Origin of the sequence: Streptococcus sobrinus DSM 20742 = ATCC 33478, from assembly GCF_000686605.1 — a bacterium.
In the GTDB taxonomy this organism is placed as follows: Bacteria; Bacillota; Bacilli; order Lactobacillales; family Streptococcaceae; genus Streptococcus; species Streptococcus sobrinus.
Map to the genome: position 1 here is coordinate 20,306 of NZ_JMLC01000016.1, position 19,420 is coordinate 39,725.

General features: G+C 45.1%; 15 protein-coding genes. 3 read left to right on the plus strand and 12 right to left on the minus strand.

The window, feature by feature from the left end:
* Window positions 1-70 precede the first annotated feature (70 nt).
* The 8 genes from sufU to BS63_RS0106525 all read right to left on the minus strand — a co-directional run bounded on the left by sufU (window position 71) and on the right by BS63_RS0106525 (window position 10,593).
* Window positions 71-517: a Fe-S cluster assembly sulfur transfer protein SufU gene (gene sufU, locus BS63_RS0106490; RefSeq protein WP_002961586.1), complete on the minus strand. Its 447-nt coding sequence runs from the start codon at window positions 515-517 to the stop codon at window positions 71-73.
* Complete coding sequence (locus tag BS63_RS0106495) at window positions 504-1,730, minus strand: cysteine desulfurase (RefSeq protein WP_002961585.1); 1,227 nt, start codon at window positions 1,728-1,730, stop codon at window positions 504-506. The genes sufU and BS63_RS0106495 overlap by 14 nt, the downstream gene beginning before the upstream one ends.
* 305 nt (window positions 1,731-2,035) lie before the next feature.
* On the minus strand, window positions 2,036-3,298 hold the full coding sequence (gene sufD, locus BS63_RS0106500) for a Fe-S cluster assembly protein SufD (protein WP_002961583.1): 1,263 nt from the start codon (window positions 3,296-3,298) through the stop codon (window positions 2,036-2,038).
* A gap of 728 nt (window positions 3,299-4,026) precedes the next feature.
* Window positions 4,027-4,797 (minus strand): Fe-S cluster assembly ATPase SufC, encoded by a 771-nt coding sequence (gene sufC / locus BS63_RS0106505; protein WP_002962472.1) that lies wholly within the window; start codon window positions 4,795-4,797, stop codon window positions 4,027-4,029.
* A 621-nt stretch (window positions 4,798-5,418) separates the two neighbouring features.
* Entirely contained in the window at window positions 5,419-6,582 is a 1,164-nt protein-coding gene (locus BS63_RS0106510) for a glycosyltransferase family 4 protein (RefSeq protein ID WP_002962908.1), read from the minus strand.
* Window positions 6,583-6,585: 3 nt separating this feature from the next.
* Complete coding sequence (locus BS63_RS0106515) at window positions 6,586-7,389, minus strand: adaptor protein MecA (protein WP_002962907.1); 804 nt, start codon at window positions 7,387-7,389, stop codon at window positions 6,586-6,588.
* Between the two features lie 180 nt (window positions 7,390-7,569).
* Entirely contained in the window at window positions 7,570-8,412 is an 843-nt protein-coding gene (locus BS63_RS0106520) for an undecaprenyl-diphosphate phosphatase (protein WP_002962906.1), read from the minus strand.
* A 255-nt stretch (window positions 8,413-8,667) separates the two neighbouring features.
* The gene (locus BS63_RS0106525) at window positions 8,668-10,593 is read right to left on the minus strand and encodes a DUF2207 domain-containing protein (protein WP_019775862.1); all 1,926 of its coding nucleotides are present in this window, start codon (window positions 10,591-10,593) and stop codon (window positions 8,668-8,670) included.
* Window positions 10,594-10,769: 176 nt separating this feature from the next.
* Between BS63_RS0106525 and BS63_RS0106530 the strand changes: the two genes are divergently transcribed.
* From BS63_RS0106530 to brnQ, 3 genes are all read left to right on the plus strand, one after another.
* Entirely contained in the window at window positions 10,770-12,314 is a 1,545-nt protein-coding gene (locus BS63_RS0106530; RefSeq protein WP_002962900.1) for an ABC transporter permease subunit, read from the plus strand.
* Window positions 12,314-13,054, plus strand: coding sequence for an amino acid ABC transporter ATP-binding protein (locus BS63_RS0106535; RefSeq protein WP_002962898.1), 741 nt, complete (start codon window positions 12,314-12,316; stop codon window positions 13,052-13,054). Before BS63_RS0106530 ends, BS63_RS0106535 begins: the two co-directional genes overlap by 1 nt.
* A gap of 645 nt (window positions 13,055-13,699) precedes the next feature.
* Complete coding sequence (gene brnQ / locus BS63_RS0106540; RefSeq protein WP_002962896.1) at window positions 13,700-15,115, plus strand: branched-chain amino acid transport system II carrier protein; 1,416 nt, start codon at window positions 13,700-13,702, stop codon at window positions 15,113-15,115.
* A gap of 133 nt (window positions 15,116-15,248) precedes the next feature.
* On the opposite strand, the gene BS63_RS0106545 is transcribed toward brnQ, so the two are convergent.
* The 4 genes from BS63_RS0106545 to BS63_RS0106560 form a co-directional block, all read right to left on the minus strand.
* Window positions 15,249-16,139, minus strand: coding sequence for an SPFH domain-containing protein (locus BS63_RS0106545; RefSeq protein WP_002962893.1), 891 nt, complete (start codon window positions 16,137-16,139; stop codon window positions 15,249-15,251).
* Between the two features lie 291 nt (window positions 16,140-16,430).
* A complete protein-coding gene (ilvA, locus tag BS63_RS0106550) occupies window positions 16,431-17,681 on the minus strand; it encodes a threonine ammonia-lyase IlvA (RefSeq protein WP_002960682.1) in 1,251 nt (416 codons plus the stop codon).
* A gap of 251 nt (window positions 17,682-17,932) precedes the next feature.
* Window positions 17,933-18,388 carry a peroxide-responsive transcriptional repressor PerR gene (gene perR / locus BS63_RS0106555; RefSeq protein ID WP_002960685.1) on the minus strand — a complete coding sequence of 152 codons (456 nt, stop codon included), beginning with the start codon at window positions 18,386-18,388 and terminating at the stop codon, window positions 17,933-17,935.
* A gap of 520 nt (window positions 18,389-18,908) precedes the next feature.
* Window positions 18,909-19,349 (minus strand): CoA-binding protein, encoded by a 441-nt coding sequence (locus BS63_RS0106560; RefSeq protein WP_002960687.1) that lies wholly within the window; start codon window positions 19,347-19,349, stop codon window positions 18,909-18,911.
* Between the last annotated feature and the right edge of the window lie 71 nt (window positions 19,350-19,420).

The following is a 19,420-nucleotide window of genomic DNA, read 5'->3' on the forward strand; positions in this document are numbered from 1 at the left end:
CGACCTATCACTTTTCTGGCAAAATAAAAAGACCTCTCACGAAGTCCTTCTTTATTGATTTATTTGGGCCCTATTGGGGCTGGTTTTGACCATCTCTCTCGATAGCCTTTTTCAGAGCATTCCAGGAGAGGGTGGCGCATTTGATTCTTTGGGGGAATTTGGCAACGCCGGCCATAAGCTCGGCTTCTCCCAATTCTTTTTGCTGGTCATCCTCTTGACCTTGCACCATCTCAGAGAAAATTTCTGCCAGACGCAGAGCCTCAGCCTTGGTCTTACCGATGACAGCATCGGTCATCATGCTGGAAGAAGCCGTTGAAATAGTACAACCGTCACCAGCAAAGGCAATATCCTCGATAACATCACCATCAAATTTGACCGACAAATTGATGACATCACCACAGGTGGGATTGTTGAGTTGAAGCTGTTCCACCCCCTCTAGGAATCCATGGTGATGGGGGCTTTGCGAATGCTCAGCGATGACCATTTTATAGAGATTATTCAAACTAGAGAGTGCCATTGAAAAACTCCTTTGCTGCTAAGATTGCCTGGACCAATTTATCGCAATCTTCCCTACTATTATAGAGGTAAAAACTTGCCCTAGCGGCCGAATGAATACCCAGATGGTTAATCAGGGGTTGGGCACAATGGTGGCCGGCCCGAACAGCTAGGCCCTCATAATCCAGAGCAGTCGCCAAATCATGGGGGTGGACGCCATCAAGATTAAAGGCGATGACTCCAGTATGCTGGCTAGGATTTTCAGGGCCGTAAAGGGTCAAGCCCCCAATTGCCTGCAACTTAGGTAAAACATAAGCGACCAGTTCTTGCTCGTGGGCGTGAATTTCCGCCATGCCAATCTCATCCAAATAATCCAGAGCCGCTCCCAGGGCAATGGCTCCGGCAATATTGGGCGTGCCCGCTTCAAATTTCCAAGGGAGTTCCTTCCAGTTGGCCTCCTGCTCGTAGACGAAATCAATCATTTCACCGCCAAATTCAACAGGGGACATGCGGTTAAGGATTTCTTCCTTACCGTAAAGAATCCCGATACCGGTTGGCCCCAGCATCTTGTGACCTGAAAAGGCGAAGAAATCGCAGTCCAAATCCTGAACATCAATCGGCATGTGGGGGGCAGACTGGGCTCCATCAACAACCATGTAAGCTCCGACCTGGTGAGCCAGTCCGGCAATTTCCTTGACAGGATTGAGACAGCCTAGGACATTAGAAGCCTGGGCGATGCTGACAAACTTGGTCTTCTCACTGAGCTTGGCCTTCAGGTCTGCCATATCCAGCTGACCATCCTTAAGGTAGACGTAGACCAACTGGGCTCCCGTCGCCCGACAGGCCTCCTGCCAGGGAATGACATTGGAATGGTGCTCCATGATGGAAATCAAAATCTGGTCCCCCGGCTGCAAGACCTCCTTGGCAAAGGAGGCAACCCAGTTAAGACCAGTCGTCGTCCCTCTAGTAAAAAGGACTTCCTTGGTTGACTTAGCCTTGATAAAGGCCCGAGCCTTCTCCCGACTGGCTTCATAGGCTGCCGTCGCCCGCTCAGCTAGGGTATGGACACCACGGTGAACATTGGCATTGTCTGTCTCATAATAAGCACGCAAAACCTCAAGGACGGCTTGAGGTTTTTGGGTAGTTGCGGCATTATCCAGATAGACCAAGGGTTCATCATTAACGACTTGGTCTAAAATTTTAAAATCTTTTCTTATCGTGTTTGTATCTAACAAGGACAACCTCCTTGAGGTAATTATTATTATCGAAAATCAATAGATTTAGTTGTGAAAGCAGGTCAAAGATGAAAAAATCTTGATAGGCAAGGCAAGTCGCTCTTGCGGTCCGCCCCTGCCTCTGACACGAGCACCAAAGGGGAAGCCCAGCGATAGTTGCCTTTTCTTTTTTCAATTGACATCGTTAGCTCACTCTGCCCGACTTAAAGTTTAGTATGGCCAGCACTTTCTTACTGGGCCATGCTAAACAAACCGGGGCGATTTTACCTGCTTTGTGCCATCCTATTTTTGATTTTCATTGACTATTAACGTTTATCTAACTTGTGGTCAAGGACGGCAATCATTTCATCACGCACATCCTTGCTTGGAATTTCTGTAATCACGGCTCCCAAGAAACCGAGGATAACCAAGCGTTCAGCCTCTTCATGCTTGAGGCCCCGACTCATCAGATAGTACATGTCATCTGGGTCAATTTGGCCGATGGAAGCGGCGTGCCCAGCGGTGACATCATTTTCATCAATCAAAAGGATAGGATTGGCATCCGAGCGAGCCTTGTCCGAAAGCATGAGAACCCGGCTTTCCTGCTGGGCATCGGCACCCTTGGCACCCTTGACGATGTGGCCGATGCCATTGAAGGTCAGGGTTCCTTTTTCTAGGATAACCCCATGTTGCAGGATATGGCCGACAGAATTGCGACCATAGTTGGTCACTCGGGTATCAATCCCTTGAACCTGACGACCACTAGAGGCCGCAACAACCTTGAGGTCGGCATAACTGCCATCCCCAATCAAATCGCTATCAAAGTCGCCGATGACATTACCTTCATTCATGACTCCCAGAGCCCAATCAATGCTGGCATCGCGGTCCAGACGACCTCGCCGGCTCATGTAGGTGGTCAGATTTTGGCCCAGACGGTCAATGGCTGAAAACTTAACCTGACTGCCAGCTCCAGCAATGACTTCCACACTGATATCGGCTGTCGCCTTGGCTCCAGCTTGGCCAATGGATTCAAAGCGTTCCAAGTAGCTAAACTTACTGTTGCGACCAGCAATGACCAAGACATGCTTGTTGAAAGGGGCATCGGAATCGCTATCCTGGTAGTAGAGACCTTCCAAGGGTTGGTCAATCTCAATATTATCCGGCACGTAGAGGACGGCACTACTATTAAAATAGGCATAGTGATAGGCCGCCAACTTGTCTTCATTGTAGGGCAGGGCATTGCCGAAATTGGCTTCCAGAACTTCTGGAATAGTTTCCAGAGCACTTGCGAAATCTGTAAAGACCACGCCCTTGTCAATCAGGTCAGGACTCAATTGTTCCAGAACGGTTTGGCTACCCACTTGAACCAGCTTAGGATTCTGGCTCAGGGCTGCAAAATCAGGAACATTAGCAGTCGCCTCATTTTCAGCCAGGCTACCGTCACCCAGATTCCAGCGGTTAAAGCGAACCTTTTCAATCCGAGGCAACTCCAATTGGTCAATTTGCTCAAAGGCAGCCAGACGGCGGTCTTGCAACCAGGCTGGTTCAGCCTTGAGCTGAGAAAAATTTATAATGGCTTCTTTTGTCATAATGATGCTTACTCCATTTCTAGCTAAATATTTCGAGTAAAAGATTAATTGTTTAGCTTTCTAAATGACCTTGAGCAAGGGGGACCTGCTCTATAATCAGGCCTCATACTTTTTAAGTTCAAAATTTCAGATTACATCCTTTGCAAAGTCCTACCTTGTTAAAAAGACATCGTCCTTTGAGTAAGGCTGCAAAGATAGCATGATACTTTCGCCAAAATGGCATTATTAGTAACAAAGATGGTTGTTGCTAATAACGGAAATTTTGAGACCCAGTCTCAAAATTTAGTAATGAAACTCCGCAATTGAACTCGCCTACACCACTGTGGAAAAAGAGAGGTGGCTGTTTTGACTTTAGTCAATCTACAGCCGCGGCTACCTTGAGGTATAAATCTGCCTTGAAGCTCTGTTGCTCCTTCGTCAGATTTCCTGCCTCACCTTACTATTTTCGAGTTCGGGTAAAAAAGGTCTCCCAGACCTTTTTAATCCTTTGTGGTGCTTAACGGCTCTGTATCTTGTGAGGAGTTTGCTTGCGTCCGCACTTTTAAACGACATTTCCTTTTCAAAATCGATATTATTTTGAAAAGGAAATTAGTAAGGTAGCTAGGTAAGTCACCATAGCGATTACCGTGGTTTATCAGTGACTTTTAATCACTGATAAACTTGCTACGTTAGAAAGTATCAAAAGTGTAAATTTTGACTTTAAATGGGCATTAGAAAGCTCTTCATCATTAGACTTCTTCCTGATAGTCAATACCCAGCTCTTCAGCCAAATGAGCATAACCTTCTTTTTCCAGACGGGCCGCTAGGTCAGCATCCCCCGTCATGACGATGCGGCCATCCATCATAATATGAACGACATCAGGTTTGATATAGTTGAGCAAGCGTTGGTAGTGGGTGATAATCATGGCACCAAAGCCTTCGCCCCGCATGGCATTAACCCCTTTAGACACGACCTTGAGAGCATCAATATCAAGACCTGAATCAATTTCATCTAGGAGGGCAAACTTAGGTTCCAGCATGAGGAGCTGCAGGATTTCATTACGTTTCTTTTCACCACCGGAGAAACCTTCGTTGAGGTACCGCTCGGCCATCTCTTCCTTCATGCCCAAAAGTTCCATCTTTTCGTCCAATTTGGTCAGGAATTGGCGGATAGAAATTTTCTCATCATCTTCCTTACCAGCATTCATGGCTGCCCGAATAAATTCGGCATTGGTAATCCCTGGAATTTCAGCAGGGTATTGCATAGCCAGGAAAAGCCCCAGACGAGCTCTTTCATCAGTTGCCAACTCCAGAATGTCTTGACCATCAAAGAGAATTTGCCCCTGGGTCACCTGGTAGTTGGGATTCCCCATAATGGCAGCAGACAGGGTTGATTTCCCAGTCCCATTAGGCCCCATGATGGCAGCAATTTGACCCGTCTTCAAGGTCAAATTCAGGCCCTTGAGAATTTCCCTATCTTCAATAGACACATGCAAATCTTTAATTTCGAGTACAGACAAAACTTTCCTCCTCTATCTATAAAAACAGCTTCTCAAAGAAGCTCAACAACAATTTTAAGGCAAGAAGGGAAATGACTACTGAATTAAATCAAAACTACCAGTTTGGCCTAAGTAGCACTCCGCCCATACCTTATCGACTAAGGAGCTCTGCAATTTAGTCAGATGGGACCATGCTAAAGCTGTCGGTCGTAAGGTTGGAACTTGAAAAGTAGTAAAGTAACCACCAGATGTTCGAAAACTTGGCAGTCCAAAGGCTTGAAGTTAAAAGCTTATACTCACCAAACTTCAAAACTAGCGATTCACTCTGTCAATATGATTACATCTGGAAAATGGATATATATCTTTAACTAACAAAACAGTTGCAAAGTGATACTTTCGCCAAAGTGGTATTATAAGCAACAATCATAATAGTTGCTTGTAACGGAAATTTTGAGACCGAGTCTCAAAATTTAGCAATGAAACTCCAAGAGGAGTTTGCTTGCGTCCGCACTTTTTAAGAAAGTAGCAAAAATGCTAACTTTGATTTTAATTGAGCATTGGCTTGGTAACTAACCAAGTTCCCTTCTTGCTCAATTTCCCTTTCATTATAACAAAAAACCGCTCACTAGGAACGGATTTGAACTACTTTTTAAACTTTCGTTTCCACTCGTCCAGAACAGCTTGACGGTAGGAACTGTTACCAATAAATTTGAGACAGTCAAAGAGCGGCGTCCGCCCCACACTCCAAATTTGCAGGCCTTCAATCAGGACTTCTGCCGTAAAGAGGAGGCCAACCATGAGGAGAACTCCCCCTAAACGGCTAGAGACATTCAAAAGCAGGGAAGTCAGCGAGAAGACCATAGTAATACCATAGACCACCAAGACGGCTCCCCGATGGGTGAAGCCCATAGCTAAAAGACGGTGGTGGAGGTGCATTTTATCAGCCTCTGTTGCCGGTCGTCCCGATAATTTCCGACGAATAATAGCCACGAAGGTATCCAAAATAGGCACCCCCAAAATGATAACCGGTGTAATAACCGCTACGGCTGTCGAATTTTTCAAGCCCTGTAAGGACAGAACACCAATCATAAAGCCGATAAAGAGGGCCCCAGTATCTCCCAAATAGATAATGGCAGGATTATAGTTATAGGGGAAGAAACCTGCAATAGCAGCAATCAAGAGAAAGATGGTCAAGGTTGTGTAGAGATTACTGTCAAAAAGAAAGAAATAGGAAATCAAACCCATAGTGGTTAAACTGATAACCGATACCCCACAGACTAAGCCATCCAGCCCATCTATCAGATTGATAGCATTAGTAATTGCCACAATCCAAAGCACAGTAAGGAAAAAACTTAAAACCGGTCCAAAATAGAGCATGGGACCACCAAATGGAATTTTAAAACTATCAAAGCGGTAATCGGTAAAGGCCCAAACAACAAGGGCTCCCAAGATAATTCCCAGCATCTTGGAGCGAGGCTTGAGCTCAAAAATATCATCAATAAAGCCCGTCATTGAAACAATTAACCCACCAATAGTAACCGGCAATATATAATCAAAGTAGGACATGAAATAGTGATTTCTTACCGTGATAATGGGCATTAAAATCAAAGTCCCAACTAAAAAGGCAATCAAAATTCCTAAGCCACCGCTGCTTGGCATGGGAACTTTGTTAATCCGCCTAGCATTGGGATTGTCAACAGCTCCAATGTGAAAGGCTAGGAAACGTATCAGAGGTGTCAAAACCAAAGGAATCAAAAAAACACCGATTAAAACTAAAATATACTGTAAGCGAAATTGACTAATCATTCCCTACACCAAATCTATTAGCTTCAATTGTTTCACCGCCGTATGATCTAAGAGCTTGACGGCATGTTCCAAGAGGTAAGCACGGGTGTGCCTAGCTGGATCTCCGTATTCCAAGAGATGGGCCTGCAACTGTTTCGCTCTCAGCTGATCTTCATCTTCCACACTAAAGAGAACTGCCAAATGATAACCTTCTTCAGATTTGAAAAGTTCCGAAGCTTCGGTTGGAACTGCTAGAGCCTTGGCTGCTACGATAGCGGCTTCTAAACTAGGAAAATCAGCCACATAATGAGCATAACTGGTAATAGGAATAAAGTCCTCCTCTTTGATTTTAAAGAAAGTGTCCTCTTCATCATCCTCTGAACTCGTCGTTCCAGACTTACCATCCTCAAGGGGCAGCCCGCTGATTGCATCGTCCAGCATAGCCTCCAGATTCTTCAGTTTTTCATGAGCCTCAGTATCACCCTGAGCCATCATATTCTTTTCAAGATTCTTGAAAAAATCTTCAGGATTCATGTCTGACATATCACCCATATCTTGAGCCAACTGCTCAAAATCTAGACTTTCATTGAGCTCAGATTTGGTCACAAAAACATCAATGCGATCCTTGCGGGGAGTCACTCGAAAGCTTAACATCCCTGTTGATTTAAAGCTATCCGGAATATCTAATTCGTCCAATATTGTGTAGAAAAATTCTTCTGTTTTTTCTTGAGGCATGAGGAAATCTTTTAATTCCATGCCATATGAGTCCAAATCGTCAAGACTCACCGAAATCTTGAGCGTTGACTCATTAATTTGTTTCATTTCCATCGTTTTTACCTCGCACGAGTAGTTACTACATTATACAAGAAAAGGGCTAAAAGTTCAACGAAACGGAAAGCACCAGAGTTTCAGAACTAGCACAAACTACTCAATCCTATCAGGGCTCCTCTTGCTTATCTGAAACAGACAAAAAGGCCGAAAGTTTCCCTTCGGTCCTCAATTCATAACTTATACCATCAAAACCTTGGCAGCTGCATAAATCAGCAAGATGATTCCTAAAACAATGCGGTACCAACCAAAAACAGTAAAATCATGTTTTTTAACGAAGTTGGTCAGGAATTTAATTACAACCATGCTGACCGCAAAGGCCACCAGAGAAGAAACTAGGAGCACCAACCACTGAGCAAAATTTAAGTGATTGCCATCCAACAGGAACTTGACAAACTTGAGTCCGCTGTAGCCAAACATGGTCGGAATCCCTAGGAAAAAGGTGAAATCCGCTGCCACACTCCGGCTGGTGCCAACCAAGATAGCCCCTAAGATCGTAGCCCCCGAGCGGCTGGTCCCCGGAATAATACTGAGAACTTGGAAAAGCCCGATGTAGAGAGCTGTCTTGTAGTGCATGCGGGCCAGGTCAGTCACCTGAGGCTCCACATCGCGGTTGCGACGTTCAATCCAAATAAAGGCAATCCCGTAGACGATGAGCATGGTCGCTACGCTGGTGAAATTACTGAAATGAGCATCCATCCAATCGTCCAAGAGGAGACCGATAATGGCCGAAGGGATGCAGGCGATAATCACCTTCATCCAGAGTTGCCAGGTCAGCCGCACCTCCCGAGCCGTCTTACCCTTCTGGAAGGGATTGAGACGTTCAAAATAGATGACCATAACCGCCAAGATGGCCCCCAGCTGGATGACAATATTGAAAAGTTCATTGAAGGCATGACCTTGATTGAGTTTGACAAACTCCTGAACCAGAATCAAGTGACCGGTACTGGAAATTGGCAGCCACTCAGTAATCCCTTCGACAATTCCGAGAAAAATGGCCTTAATCAGTTCGATGACTAGCATAATATCTCCTGTTTTTTGAAAATCAATTTGCTTCATTATAACAAAAAGCAGTGGTTTTTAAAATGGCAGTTGAAGAAAAATCGCAAGCCTTAGACCCTGTTTTTGCTGTCTTACCTCAAGTATATAGCCACATAAGGCTCAACCACTACTAGAGGATAAGATGGCAACAGCAATCCCTAAAACAATCGGCTAGAACCAAAAAGCCAGCCCAAGGGCTGACTTGATAAAGGCAAAATTTCTACAATGGTGACTTGGCTAGAAGGCCCCGAATCCACCGCCGCCACCTCCGCCGGAGAAGCCGCCACCACCAGAGAAACCGCCACCACTGGAAACGTGGAAATTCTGGGCAGCGACAGCTTGATGACCAAAGTTGGCAAAGTTTTGAGAGCTTAGATAGAGATAAGGGAAGAGATTGTAGCTTAGATACTGATTAACGACTGGAGGAACTGCAATATCCTGCATTTTAAGAACTTCCTCAACCTGTTTGGCATAGCCAAAAAGGGTCGCATAAACTAAAATACGATTCCAGACGACAATGGACTCTAACTGAGCCTTATCAAAGCGTTTGATGTCCTTCATCATCCGACGAAAAGCTTGCCAGGCTTGGTAATCAGTCTTGGCTTCATCTCTTGGAGCGCCATCTCGCTTATCAAATCTGCTAAACCTTATGAGGATAACCAACAAAACAATGGCTAGCAGAATCATAGCAAGGTAGCCTAGAATCATGGGCCAGTTTAGCCCACTTAAAAGATTCGTGATACCAGCATAAACTAGGGAAATAAAGACCAGAGCTATGGTCAGAGAAAGCATCACAAGGCTGAAGCGGCGCCTCATATTTTCACCAGCCGTCAAAGGTCGGTAGTAATCGTCTAAACCTAGGGAACGTTTGTCTTCCGCAACATTCTGAGTCAATTCTTCTAAATCTTTTTCAAAAACAGAAGTCATCCTGCGACCATAGCGATTGACCTCTTCAACACGATAACCATTTTTTACACTAATACTTTTATCAACACGATAAGTTGGAAATAGGTCAGACATTGCGACCTTAGCACCTAAATTCGGACCTAGGGCCATCTCCAAAAATGTTAATTCGGAGGCTGAGAGATTGTCCGAATGAACATGACAAAGCCAAAGGCCATCTTCAGAGGATTCCAATTTCAAATTCCCCCGATCAATCAAATCTAGGAGACTGGCTTGGACCATATTTTCAAAACGCAAATTTCCCCTGCCAGCACTGATAGGATTTACCTCTGACCAATCCGTACTATAGACAAGCGAAGCAACTATCTGAGGAGACCAGTCATTCGGGGCTGAATAGAGCCACTTGGGTCCTCTACCACTAACTCGACCTCGTAGTGAAAGTTTATAGTAACTAAATAAGAGAAGAGCTAATACTAAGATGATAAGTCCTGCGACGGGAATGATCACATAGAATATCTTTTGATAGAGTTTCGTTTTCCGCTTAATGGTTTCCTCTTGTTCTTTAAAGTGAGGAAGGCCTTTTCCTTGAACAGGCTTATCAACGGAGAAGGCTTGGGAATCCCAATAACCGTGTAATTCTAATGCCTTTCCAGCACCGATATAATCAGTCGATAGTTGGTAAGCATCGCCTGTTTTTGTCACCTTAACATTCGGTTGCAAGAAGCCTAGATGGGCAAAAAGCTGCGATTGACTAGTTTCAGGTCCACTCACCCTAAAAGTCACATTATGGGCAACTTCATCACCATCGGAAATGGGCTTCCAATTTAACTCGGCAATATCCTGATGAATGGTCAGAATATTTTTTAACTGCCAAGTTACTTTTACTTTAACAGTGTCCCCTGATTCTCCACCATCATAAATTTTCAGACGGTATCCATCATCAAGCTTCTCTAGTTCCGTCTTTGGTCTAAAAGCCTTGCCATTATTTATGGCAACCTCAGATTTTGTATGGTCCCCGTCAATGTCAAAGTCTTGTGGTATATTTCCAGCCTTGCCTAGACTGACATACTGACCATGATAGTCTGAATCAAAATGATAGGTAATAGTCTGGCTAAAGGTTGCCGTATTATCCTGATGAATTTCTAAAAGACCGTCATAGCGACTAATTTTATAATCAACATCATCAGCCAAAGAAATTTTTTGGAAAAACAATACCAGAGCCAGTAATCCTAAGCAAGTTAACAGAAGTTTCTTTTTCATTATCGGCTTCCCCTTTTCTATTAGTAATTCTATTCTATCATAGTTTAGAAGATAGAAAAAATCCGGTAAAAATACCAATCACCTCCCATTGAAATACTCCCTCATTTCCTGTAAAATAGGTTAATATGTATATTTATGCCTTGATTTATGTTTCAAGCTATTCATAGGAGTAAGAGATGAATCACATTAAAAAAATAAGTTTCAGTCTGATTTTAGCTCTGGCCATCCTTTTTGGAGGGCTCTCTAGGGCTAAGGCTGACCAATACTTGCGTGTCGGAATGGAAGCGGCCTACGCTCCCTTCAACTGGACTCAAAATGACGACTCCAACGGAGCCGTTCCCATCGAAGGTAGCCAGCAATACGCCAATGGCTATGATGTCCAAATCGGTAAGAAAATTGCCAAGGGCATGGGCAAGAAACTCTTGGTGGTCAAGACCAAATGGGACGGCCTCCTACCCGCCCTGACCTCCAAGAAGATTGACCTCATCATCGCTGGGATGAGCCCAACCGAGGAGCGTAAGAAAGAAATCAATTTCTCCAACAGCTACTACACCAGCGAGCCTGTTCTAGTTGTCAAGTCAGACGGCAAGTATGCTAGTGCCACTAAACTCTCTGATTTCAAGGGAGCCAAGGTAACTGCCCAACAAGGGGTTTACCTTTATGGTCTGATTGACCAAATTTCTGGCGTTAAGAAACAGACCGCTATGGGCGACTTCTCGCAAATGCGGCAGGCCCTCTCCTCAGGGGTCATCGATGCCTATGTTTCTGAGCGACCAGAGGCTAAGACGGCCATGGCTTCCAGCAAGGACTTCAAGATGATTTCCCTCAAACAGAGTTTCAAGACTAGTCCTTCAGATACGGCCCTTTCTGTTGGTCTGCGCAAGGATGACACCGCTACCCAGGAAAAAGTCAACCAAATCTTGACGACTATTCCAGAAAAAGAACGGCTCAAGCTCATGGATAAGATGATTACCGAGCAGCCATCTAACAGCAAGAAGAATGCAGGCTTCCTCAGCCAGGCTTGGACCATCCTCAAAAACAACTGGCACCAATTCCTACGTGGAACTGGAATTACCCTTTTGATTTCAATCGTCGGTACCTTGGTCGGCTTGGTCATTGGCCTCTTAATCGGTGTCTACCGAACAGCGCCACAAGCAGGCAACAAGGCGCTAGCCCTCCTGCAAAAGGTCTTCGGCTGGATTCTCAATGTCTACATTGAAATCTTCCGTGGTACCCCAATGATTGTTCAGGCCATGGTTATCTATTACGGAACCGCCCAAGCCTTTGGGGTCAACCTGGATCGGACCTGGGCTGCCATCTTCATTGTTTCCATCAATACCGGTGCCTACATGAGTGAAATCGTGCGTGGTGGTATCTACGCCGTTGACAAGGGCCAATTTGAAGCAGCCACCGCCCTCGGCTTCAGCCACAATCAAACCATGCGCAAGATCGTCCTGCCTCAGGTTGTGCGAAACATCCTGCCAGCAACCGGTAATGAATTCGTCATCAACATCAAGGACACCTCAGTCCTTAATGTTATCTCGGTTGTCGAGCTCTACTTCTCTGGTAATACCGTGGCAACCCAGACCTACAAGTATTTCCAAACCTTCCTCATCATCGCCGTTATCTACTTCATCCTGACCTTCACGGTAACCCGTATCCTGCGTTATTTGGAACGCCGTCTGGACCAAGATAATTACACCCAAGGAGGTGCCCACTAATGGCTGAGCCAATTTTAGAAATCAAGCATTTAAAAAAATCCTACGGACAAAATGAAGTCCTCAAGGACATCTCCCTCAGTGTCAACAAGGGAGAAGTTATTTCCATCATTGGTAGTTCAGGTTCTGGGAAGTCAACCTTCCTGCGCTCTATCAACCTCTTGGAAGACCCGACCGAAGGACGAATCCTCTACCACGGGCAAAATGTCTTGGAAAAAGGCTATGACCTGACCACCTACCGCGAAAGACTGGGCATGGTTTTCCAATCCTTCAACCTCTTTGCCAACCTCAATGTCTTGGACAATGCCATTGTCCCTCAAACAACCGTCCTCAAGCGGGACAAGGCTGAGGCCACTAAAATTGCCAAGGCCAATCTGGAAAAGGTCGGCATGAGCGAACAATACTGGAAGGCTAAACCCGCCCAGCTCTCAGGGGGACAAAAGCAAAGGGTCGCTATCGCCCGTGCCCTCTCTGTCAATCCAGAAGCCATCCTCTTTGACGAACCAACCTCGGCTCTGGACCCAGAAATGGTCGGCGAAGTTCTCAAAACCATGCAAGACCTGGCCAAATCTGGCTTGACCATGCTGATTGTAACCCACGAAATGGAATTCGCTAAAGAAGTCTCTGACCGTGTTATCTTCATGGATAAGGGAGTCATTGCCGAACAAGGCACGCCCCAACAAATCTTTGAAAATCCCCAAGAAGCCCGCACCAAAGAATTCTTGCAGCGCTTCTTAGGCTAAACATCTAGAAAAGTCAACCGCTCCACAGCCTCAAACTGTGGAGCTTTTTTTCTTGCCAAATAATTAATTGGGCATCGGAAAATATGGTACCCCGCCCATTAACCAAAACCAGACAAAATTTGCCCAGAACTTTTAAAAAATGAGTTGACATTATAGAGATGACGGCTAAGCCAGACAATCAATTTGACAACCTGAGGAGCTGGGAAGAGGGGTAGATAATACCACTTTCGCTGAGTTAGTAAGGGGATAGGAAACTGTCATAGCAGTTTTCGTAGTGCCTCTAAACGCTTGATTTTAGGGGGACTTTCCCATTTGTGACGCTTATCGATAATACTAGCCAAACTAGGTTAGTAAGGGACATAGGGACCCGCCATAGTGGGGCTCGTAGATAGGCTTGACGGAAATGATAGCCTGGCAAGGGCCTCTTGCGACGGGAAGCAAAAGTGATCGATAATACCACTTTTGCTGAGTTAGTAAGGGGAGTAGGAAACTGTCGTAGCAGTTTCCGTAGTGCCTCTAAACGCTTGGTTTTAGAGGCACTTCACCCCTTGACAGCCCTAACTTTCGCTTGTTATAATAAACTGTCAAACAATTTTATACAATTATATGCAATTCTAATTTTGCATACCTATATTGGAGGAACACATGCAAAAAAAATCCACCTACTGGATTATCGGTTTTATGCTCTTTGCCCTCTTCTTTGGGGCTGGTAACCTGATTTTCCCCGCCTATCTTGGTATCTATTCTGGGACCAACCTGGCCCTAGCAATTCTAGGTTTCTGTATCACAGGCGTATCTCTTCCCTTGCTAGGCGTTGTAGCAGTGGCCTACTCAGGTAAGACCGATGTCGAATCCATCGCCAAACCTGCTTCCAAGGCCTACGCTCTCTTTTTTGCTATCGCCCTCTACCTGACCATCGGTCCCTTCTTTGCCATCCCTCGGACCGGAGCCGTTTCCTATGAGATTGGGATTAAACCCTTCTTTGGTAGCGGTCAAGTCGCCCACATCATCTACGGTCTGGTCTTCTTTGGTCTCTCCTACCTGATTGCCGTCCGGCCAAGTAAGATTGCTGACCGGATTGGGAAATATTTGACTCCAGCTCTCTTGATTTTCTTGGGAATTCTGATTGTCGCTTCCTTTATCTTCCCTGCTGGTCCTTTTGGGGCTGCTCACAATGCTTCTCCTGCTGTCGGCGATAGCTTCAAAAACCTGCCTTTCGTCGCTGGATTAATTCAGGGCTATAGTACCATGGATGCCTTGGCTTCTCTGGCCTTTGCTATCCTGGTCATTGATGCCGCTAAGGGACATGGCGCAACAACTTCTAATGCTGTTGCTGCTCTGACCCTCAAGTCTGGCCTGATTGCTGCAGCCATTTTGGCAGCTATCTATATCTTCGTTGCCCGTCTGGGAGCAACCTCACAATCCCTCTTTAGTCTGTCAAAGGGGCTCTTTATCCAAGGCTCTGCTCCAATTTCCGACGGTGGCCCTGTCCTTATCCAATCAGCTGCCCACTATATGGGAAATTTAGGACAAATTGTCTTAGGCATGGCTATCTTCCTTGCCTGCCTGACAACGGCTACGGGTCTGATTACTGCCTGTGCGGAATATTTCCACAAGGTCTTTCCTAAGGTTTCTCACATTGTCTGGGCAACTGCTTTCACCCTGATTGGCATTATCCTTTATTTCGGCGGCCTTGATCAAATTATCAAATGGTCAATTCCCGTTCTTTATCTGCTATACCCACTGACTATCGTAACCGTCATTCTCATCTTCTTGAAAAAATGGATTGGTTACAACCCTCTAGTTTACAAGGCAACTCTCGGGTTCACTGCCATTGCAGGACTCTTTGATGCCTTCAGTACCTTGTCAGCTCAAACCCAGCTCTTCACCTTGCCAAGTGCTCTGACCAACTTCTTCACTAAGACCCTACCACTAGGTAGTTACAATATGGGCTGGATTAGTTTTGCAGTCATCGGCCTGGTTGTCGGTCTTAGCCTGACAGGCTTCAAGCCACTAAAGAATTCTGAAAATAAGACTAAACCCAAGGAGAAATCTCTCTAACTAGGAGTATTTTTCAATCTAATCAATCAAAACCTCTTCAGTTAAGAAAATTTTCTCATTACAAACGAATACCGAATACCTAGACAAAGACCCACCCCCATTAATGAGAGCGGGCCTTTTAACTATTCAAATCCTATTTAGCCTTGAGGGCCGAGAGGATTTGCGTGCGGATATCTTCTACCCCTTCTGGATTATTTGGCAAGAAGAGGGTTTGATTACCGTGGTTAGCGAAGGTATTGAGAGTATCCAAGTATTGGTTGGTCAAGAGGATGGACATGATTTGCTCCTCAGTCATACCAACATTAGCTTGCTTGAGTTCAGCGATAGATTCAGCCAGACCATCAACGATAGCCTTCCGTTGTTGGGCGATACCAACCCCATGCAGGCGGTCTTTTTCAGCTTCGGCAGACGCAGCAGTCACGATTTTAATCTTATCGGCTTCGGCCAATTCTTGGGCAGCCACACGTTTCCGTTGAGCCGCATTAATTTCGTTCATGGATTGTTTAACTTCTCCATCGGGCTCAACTTTAGTAATCAAGGTCTTAACGATGATATAGCCGTAGGTGGACATTTCTTCAGCTACTTGATGCTGCACTTCCAATGCGATTTCATCCTTCTTCTCAAAGAGTTCATCCAAGGTCAATTTGGGAACAGAAGACCGCAGAGCATCTTCAATATAAGACTTAATTTGAGCTTCTGGCCGCATCAGTTTGTAGTAGGCATCAATAACATTTTGCTCATTAACTCGGTACTGGGTTGCCACATTCATCATGACAAAAACATTATCCTTAGTCTTGGTCTCAACGACAATCTCACTTTGCAAGAGTCGCAACTGGACCCGAGCCGCAATCTTATCCATCCCAAAGGGCAGACGCATATGAATTCCACTGCCAGAGGTCGTTTGGTAGCGACCAAAACGTTCAATAATAGCAACTGATTGTTGCCGAACCACATAGAGGGAGCTGACCAAAAAGAAGATAAAGACAATCAAACAAAATAATAAAAATACTAAAAATACACCCATGAGGCTTTCCTTTCAAATAAGATACTAAGCAGTTAAGCACCACACAGGAAATAGGGAAGGAGACGCAGATGCAACTAAGCATCTAGGAAGCTTCTTCTTTTTCCACAGTGATGTAGGCGAGTTCATTCAATAAGTTAAGGAAATAGGCCATTAAAATGCCTCTATTTCCTACGGCAACCACTAGGGTGGCTGGCCTAAACTTCTTACTATGTCAGATAATCAAGCATTATAGGCTCGCTTATCTGACTGTCACATTAAATCTGGGGTAATCATAAGCTAATCCGACTGAAGTCAGACCAACATATTATAAAGGCTTTCATTCCCGTGCAAGTTGATATAATTAGGGTCAAAGCCTGCCAAGCGATTGAGCAAACCATCATAATCACATTTATCAGACAAGGTCACCCCCACCAGACAAGGCCCCGTTCCCTTGGCGGCCCGCTTGATGTACTCGAACCGAGTAATATCATCATGGGGACCCAAGATATTATTCACAAATTCCCGCAGAGCACCAGGCCTTTGAGGGAAGTTAACAACAAAATAATGCTTGATGCCATCGTAAATCAGAGCTCTTTCTTCCATCTCCTGCATCCGGTTGATATCATTATTACCACCCGAGATGATGCAGACTAGGGTCTTACCCTTAATCTCATCCTTGAGTACCTCCAGAGCCGCAATTGACGCCGCCCCCGCAGGTTCAGCGATGATCCCTTGGCGGGAATACATATCAATCAAGGTTTCGGAAATCAGGCCCTCATCGACACCAATCAACTGGTCAACTGTCCGTCGGGCCACTTCATAAGTCTTTTGGCCAACCTTCTGAACAGCAATCCCATCTGCAAACTTATCAATATGCTCCAACTTAACCGGATAGCCCTTATCAAAGGCAGCCCGCATACTACGGGCTCCATTGGATTCAACACCAATTACCCGAATGTCAGGCGATACGTCCTTCATATAGGTGGCAACACCAGCAATCAGGCCTCCGCCGCCAACAGGTACGAGGATGCTGTCAAAATCAACCCCTTCGTCCTTAGCTTGTTCATAAATTTCGTAGGCAACTGTCCCCTGACCGGCCTGAACATTGTCATCATCAAAAGGAGGAATAAAGGTACGGCCCTGTGCCTTGGTAAACTCTTGAGCTGCTTGAGAGGAAGCATCAAAGGTGTCACCGACTAGCTGAATATCCACATAAGCCCCACCGAAGAACTTAACCTGTGTAATCTTTTGCTGAGGAGTCGTAATCGGCATAAAGATCGTGGCCGAAATCTTCATTTCGTTACAAGTGTAAGCAACCCCTTGAGCATGATTCCCAGCTGAAGCACAGACAACGCCATTAGCCTTGTCTTCATCCGACAGTTGGTGGATAGCATAATAGGCCCCCCGCAACTTAAAGGAACGAACCTTTTGCATATTTTCTCGTTTGAGGTAGATTGTGGCCTGATATTTTTCCGACAGGTAGCGGTCAAATTCCAGCGGTGTCCGCTCAACCACATTTTTAAGGACCTCGTGAGCCTTGACAACATCAGTAGCTGTTAGCATAAACTCTCCTTTTCCTTATTGTCTAAATTTTCTGTAGATTCATTATAACATAAAAGCTAACTGAAATTAAGGGAATTCCAGAAATCATCAGGATAAGCAGAAAAAAGTTCTGATTTTAGAAATTCCTCCTTCTTAGACTTGATAAAAAATAAAAGCGAATAAGGTAGAATGCTGAATGGCAGAAAGCCAACTTAATTCGCTTTTTATAATTAGGGTTGAACTTTTATAAAGATGGGAGCCTCATTTGCATCCTAGCCTCTTTCCTTAGCCTGACAATCAGGACAAAGACCATAGAGCATAACCTGACTGCGGGTCACCTTATAGCCCGTCTGCTGACTAGCTTCCTGGTACATATCCCGCAAATCGCCATCTAAGAAATCAGTAATCTTGCCACATTTCTCACAGGCAATGTGAACCTCATGGTGGCCCAGAAAATCATAACAGGTCGTACTGTAGTTGCAGAGCTTGAGCTCCGTCACAAAACCCTCATCAACCAAAACCTTGAGATTATTATAAACTGTGGCCAAACTCATGCTTGGAAAATCTGGCAGCAAATCCTCATAAATCATCTCGGCACTTGGATGACTTTTGGTAGCAATCATGTAACGGATGATAGCCTTGCGGGTTTCTGTAATCCGAATATGCTTGCTTCTCAGATGCTCCAGAACAGTCTCATATGCTTCCAAAGCCATGCGATCTTTTTCCATCGCCACCTCCCATTTTCTCTAGTCTTATCTCAACGAAAATCAAAAGTCGGAAGGAGCATAGACCTCAGCCTCTAAAGTAACTGATGTCGCAATAGGTGACTGCTGTCTTGATATCATCTCGTGATACAGCAGACAGATAGCCACCCTTGCTGGGAGGTCAACGAAGATTTGATTGTCAAAGTCCTTCTGTCCTACTCCCTAACGGCAATCTCTATAGCGATGTCCTAGCTCGCTCACTAATTCAGGTAAAATAGGAAAACGACCATTCTATCTGAGTGTCGCCTGTTATCCGAACTGCAGGTAGTGCTAAGGTACGGCAACGTGAGTTAAGGACGGATCTTTTGATTTTCGAAGAGTCTTATTTATTCTCATTATAGCACAAACTACTACTAGGTCTCTAAAAGAGCGCTGTTTGAGGGAAGAATAAGGTCTGAGCACTAACGTGCTTGACCTTAAAGGCCAGCCACTAAAGTTGGACTGGCGATTTTCCTTACTAACTCCCTTTAATTAGGGATACCGCTCAAGCATCAGAGCCTAGGAGGCGGTTGTATTCAATCTTGATGCAACGATTCATGACAATCTGATCACGCCCAGACTGGCGTAAAAATTCTTCAGCATCCTGAGCTTCCAAGCCCAATTGAGCCCAGAAAACACGGGCATCCGTTTGAACAAAATCACGGGCCACATCAATCAAAAATTCACTGCGTCTGAAGACATCCACAATATCAATAGGAACTGGAATATCCTGCAAGGAAGCATAGACCGTCTGCCCCAAAATTTCTTGACCGACCAGCTTGGGATTGACAGGAATAATCTGATAACCAGCCTCCTGCAGAATCTGGGCCACCTTATAGGCAGCTGTTTCAATTCGATTGGAGAGACCGACGACCGCAATGATCTTTGCTTCTTGCAGATAGGATTTGATGGTGGCATCACTAGGATTTTTAAAGTGATAGGTCATAAGAACCTCCTTTATAAGCTACTAGGCCCTTATAACAACTCAAAGAATTTTAAGAAAATCATTGGGGCTAC

Excerpts from the sequence above, each read along its gene's own strand:
- sufU (WP_002961586.1), bottom strand. The coding sequence starts at position 517 with ATGGCACTCTCTAGTTTGAATAATCTCTATAAAATGGTCATCGCTGAG.
- BS63_RS0106530 (WP_002962900.1), top strand. The coding sequence starts at position 10,770 with ATGAATCACATTAAAAAAATAAGTTTCAGTCTGATTTTAGCTCTGGCC.
- BS63_RS0106535 (WP_002962898.1), top strand. The coding sequence starts at position 12,314 with ATGGCTGAGCCAATTTTAGAAATCAAGCATTTAAAAAAATCCTACGGA.
- BS63_RS0106525 (WP_019775862.1), bottom strand. The coding sequence starts at position 10,593 with ATGAAAAAGAAACTTCTGTTAACTTGCTTAGGATTACTGGCTCTGGTA.
- BS63_RS0106510 (WP_002962908.1), bottom strand. The coding sequence starts at position 6,582 with ATGATTAGTCAATTTCGCTTACAGTATATTTTAGTTTTAATCGGTGTT.
- BS63_RS0106560 (WP_002960687.1), bottom strand. The coding sequence starts at position 19,349 with ATGACCTATCACTTTAAAAATCCTAGTGATGCCACCATCAAATCCTAT.
- ilvA (WP_002960682.1), bottom strand. The coding sequence starts at position 17,681 with ATGCTAACAGCTACTGATGTTGTCAAGGCTCACGAGGTCCTTAAAAAT.
- perR (WP_002960685.1), bottom strand. The coding sequence starts at position 18,388 with ATGGAAAAAGATCGCATGGCTTTGGAAGCATATGAGACTGTTCTGGAG.
- BS63_RS0106515 (WP_002962907.1), bottom strand. The coding sequence starts at position 7,389 with ATGGAAATGAAACAAATTAATGAGTCAACGCTCAAGATTTCGGTGAGT.
- sufD (WP_002961583.1), bottom strand. The coding sequence starts at position 3,298 with ATGACAAAAGAAGCCATTATAAATTTTTCTCAGCTCAAGGCTGAACCA.
- brnQ (WP_002962896.1), top strand. The coding sequence starts at position 13,700 with ATGCAAAAAAAATCCACCTACTGGATTATCGGTTTTATGCTCTTTGCC.
- BS63_RS0106545 (WP_002962893.1), bottom strand. The coding sequence starts at position 16,139 with ATGGGTGTATTTTTAGTATTTTTATTATTTTGTTTGATTGTCTTTATC.
- BS63_RS0106520 (WP_002962906.1), bottom strand. The coding sequence starts at position 8,412 with ATGCTAGTCATCGAACTGATTAAGGCCATTTTTCTCGGAATTGTCGAA.